The following is a 3,834-nucleotide window of genomic DNA, read 5'->3' as shown; positions in this document are numbered from 1 at the left end:
TGAGCGCAACGAAGCACTGATTGAGTCTCCCGAACTGATTGCAGATGACCCTTATGGCGAAGGTTGGTTGGTCAAGCTACGCATCAACGATGCAGATGAAGTAGTCGATGCGTTGTCGGCGAGTGAGTATCGAGAACAGGTGGAAGGAGAAGCTTAGAGAAGCGATCAGCTTCGCTGGTGCCGTAGGCAATCGCTTACTCTAAAGAAGAACCGGAAAATGTCTGCTGAGAGCTATTTTCTTGGGGTTTATTACAAAATAATAATGTGTCGCGCTAACACTTGACATTTGTAACGCGCCACAGTCCTTCAATGAATCGGTTCCCTATGCCTAACTTGGATGTCAAAGTTAACCCGGAAGCGAAAGACGCTCAAAGCGTGCTTGACTCTCAGCAGAATTTCTCCTCACCAGAGGCCGATTCGTTTTTGTGGCGGCACATTGGCCCCAGTGCCGCTGATATCGAGGAAATGCTCAACGTTTTGGGATTCTCCAATTTTGACGCCTTAATTGACCAAGCAGTTCCCTCTGCCATCCGCCTGAATCGACCCCTACAATTACCCGCCGCCCAAAGTGAGTACGCCGCCTTAGCCCAGATCAAAGAAATCGCTTCCAAAAATCAGGTCTTGCGATCGCTCATCGGCATGGGCTATCACGACTGTATCACCCCGCCCGTCATCCAGCGCAACATTCTAGAAAATCCAGGCTGGTACACTGCTTACACCCCTTATCAAGCGGAAATTGCACAAGGGCGTCTAGAGGCACTCCTGAATTTCCAAACCATGATGATTGACCTCACAGGTTTGGAAATCGCCAATGCTTCCTTACTGGATGAAGGCACCGCCGCCGCCGAAGCAATGAGCATGAGCTATGGCTTGTGTAAGACCAAAGCCAATACCTTCTTTGTCTCTAGTGCCTGCCATCCCCAAACCATTGAAGTGGTACAAACCCGTGCTCAACCACTGGGAATTGAGGTGGTTGTCGGTAACCATCAGACGTTCAAATTTGAACAACCTATTTTTGGCGCACTACTCCAGTACCCAGCCACAGATGGCACAATTTACGACTATCGGGAATTTATCGAAAAGGCTCATGAAGTGGGTGCATTAGTCACCGTTGCTGCCGACCCCTTAAGCCTTGCCCTACTTACACCCCCTGGAGAATTTGGCGCGGATATTGCCGTAGGCAGCACACAGCGCTTTGGTGTTCCACTGGGATACGGGGGGCCTCATGCCGCCTACTTTGCCACGCGAGAAGCTTACAAACGGCAAGTTCCAGGGCGGATTGTCGGTGTCTCCAAAGATGCTCAAGGTAAACCTGCACTACGTTTAGCCCTGCAAACTCGTGAGCAACACATCCGCCGTGATAAAGCCACGAGTAATATCTGTACCGCGCAGGTACTGCTAGCAGTAATGGCTTCAATGTATGCGGTTTATCATGGGCCAGAGGGAATTAAACGCATTGCCCAGAAAGTACATTGGTTAACAGCGATTCTGGCGGCGGGGTTGAAGCGACTGGGATACAGACTTGGGTCAGAATTATTCTTTGATACATTACGGGTGGAATTGGGCATCCACAGCTTAGAAGAGATTTTAGCCGCCTGCCAGGCGCGGGGCATAAATCTGCGAAGTTTTGAGACGACTGCTGTTGGCATCACTTTAAACGAAACCACAACGGTAGAAGACTTACTCGACCTGTGGAAGATTTTCGCGGGTGTCGGAGTGCAAGGTCTTACAGAACTACCTTTTGGGGTGGACGACTTAGCTAAGGGGGTAACCGTTGAGTTTGACGAACCTTTCGCCCGTGACAGCAGCTATTTAATCAACCCCGTCTTTAACCGCTATCACTCAGAAACGGAATTGTTGCGTTATCTGCATCGCCTGCAAGCGAAGGATTTATCGCTGACAACATCGATGATTCCCTTGGGTTCCTGCACGATGAAGCTGAACGCAACCGCTGAGATGATACCCGTAACGTGGTCGGAGTTTGGTAAGATTCATCCCTTTGCCCCCCTATCGCAAACCGCTGGGTATCAGGTTTTATTCCAGCAGTTGGAGGAATGGTTAGCAGAAATCACCGGCTTTGCAGGCATTTCTCTCCAGCCGAATGCGGGTTCTCAGGGGGAGTATGCGGGACTTCAGGTGATTCGTCAGTACCATCAACACCTAGGCGAAGGACATCGCAAGATTTGTCTGATTCCAGAGTCGGCGCATGGAACCAATCCTGCGAGTGCTGTCATGTGTGGGATGAAGGTGGTGCCGGTTAAGTGTGATGACCAGGGGAATGTTGACCTGGATGACCTAAAGCGTCAAGCTGAAAAGTACAGCAAAGAACTTGCCGCCTTGATGGTTACCTATCCCTCGACGCACGGTGTGTTTGAAGAGTCGATTCGGGATATCTGCGAGATGGTTCATGCCCACGGGGGACAGGTTTACATGGACGGGGCGAATATGAACGCCCAAGTGGGTTTGTGCCGTCCGAGTGATATTGGGGCGGATGTCTGCCACTTGAATTTGCACAAAACCTTCTGTATTCCTCATGGAGGCGGTGGTCCTGGGATGGGGCCGATTGGGGTAATGGCGCATCTGGTGCCGTTCTTACCTGGGCATTCGGTTGTCCCCATGCACGAGATTAATCCAAAATCCAAAATCCAAAATCCAAAATCGATTGGGGCGATTTCCGCTGCACCTTGGGGGAGTGCAAGTATTCTGCCGATTTCTTGGATGTACATTGCCATGATGGGGGCAGAAGGATTGACGGAAGCAACGAAGGTGGCGATTTTGAATGCTAACTATATTGCCCGTCGTTTAGAGCCTTACTATCCGGTGTTGTATAAGGGAAAATCGGGTTTAGTCGCCCATGAGTGCATCTTGGATTTGCGACAGTTGAAGAAGTCGGCTGGGATTGAAGTGGATGATATTGCTAAGCGTCTGATGGACTACGGTTTCCATGCCCCTACCGTCTCCTGGCCGGTGGCGGGGACGATGATGGTGGAACCCACTGAAAGTGAGTCTAAGGAAGAATTAGACCGTTTTTGTGAGGCGATGATTGCGATTCGTAAGGAAATTGAGGAGATTGAAACGGGTAAGGTGGATGTTCACGATAATGTGTTGAAGAATGCACCCCATACGGCAGAATCTTTGATGAGTTCGGAATGGAATCATCCCTATTCTCGCGAACAAGCTGCTTACCCGGCACCTTGGACACGAGAGCATAAATTCTGGCCTACTGTGGGAAGGATAGATAATGCATTTGGCGATCGCAATTTAGTGTGCTCTTGTGTAGGAATGGAGGCTTATACACAGGAGTAGTTTGTGGTGTAATGGCCTAGGAATACTCTAGGGGCACGACAATGTCGTGCCCTGTTCTAAGAGTTCTTAGTCGGTTGCTGAATGGGAATCTGAATCACAAACTCTGTCCCTTGCCCCAACTGGCTATAGCAGTGTAGCTGACCCCCGTGTTTTTCCACCACAATCTGATAACTAATCGACAACCCTAGACCCGTACCGGTTCCTACAGGTTTGGTGGTAAAGAACGGGTCAAACAGCCTTGCTTTAACTGTCTTAGTGATTCCTGGCCCGTTGTCGATAATCCGGATGGCTATCTCACTGTCATTTACTAATTCTGTGCGCACTCGGATGAAGCTAGGATTGGCTTGGATTTCCTCCGGTGTTAGCAGCTGGTTTTGTTCATCAATAGCATCGATCGCATTACTGAGTAAATTCATAAACACTTGATTGAGCTGTCCGGCATAACACTCTACTAGTGGTAAGTTGCCGTACTCTTTAATCACTTCAATTTCCGTATGCCCTCCGGCAGCCTTTAGACGATTTTGCAAA

The 3,834-nt window shown here is 49.6% G+C and carries 2 protein-coding genes and 1 pseudogene; 2 read left to right on the top strand and 1 reads right to left on the bottom strand.

Features of this window, described 5'->3' with window-relative positions; genetic code table 11:
* Window positions 1–157, top strand: a pseudogene (locus V6C93_RS15280) (glycine cleavage system protein H); the annotation flags it as partial.
* Window positions 158–324: 167 nt separating this feature from the next.
* Window positions 325–3,306: an aminomethyl-transferring glycine dehydrogenase gene (gcvP, locus tag V6C93_RS15275; RefSeq protein WP_349262721.1), complete on the top strand. Its 2,982-nt coding sequence runs from the start codon at window positions 325–327 to the stop codon at window positions 3,304–3,306.
* Between the two features lie 56 nt (window positions 3,307–3,362).
* Here gcvP and V6C93_RS15270 read toward each other — a convergent pair.
* The coding region (locus tag V6C93_RS15270) for a sensor histidine kinase (protein WP_333477522.1) at window positions 3,363–3,834 on the bottom strand (472 nt) is incomplete at its 5' end.

This window comes from Allocoleopsis sp. (assembly GCF_036703385.1).
Taxonomy (GTDB): domain Bacteria; phylum Cyanobacteriota; class Cyanobacteriia; order Cyanobacteriales; family Coleofasciculaceae; genus Allocoleopsis.
This window is presented reverse-complemented; position numbering and strand designations above follow the sequence as displayed.

Bases quoted from the DNA above. Each gene is read 5' to 3' on its own strand.
- gcvP (WP_349262721.1), top strand. From the start codon at position 325: ATGCCTAACTTGGATGTCAAAGTTAACCCGGAAGCGAAAGACGCTCAA.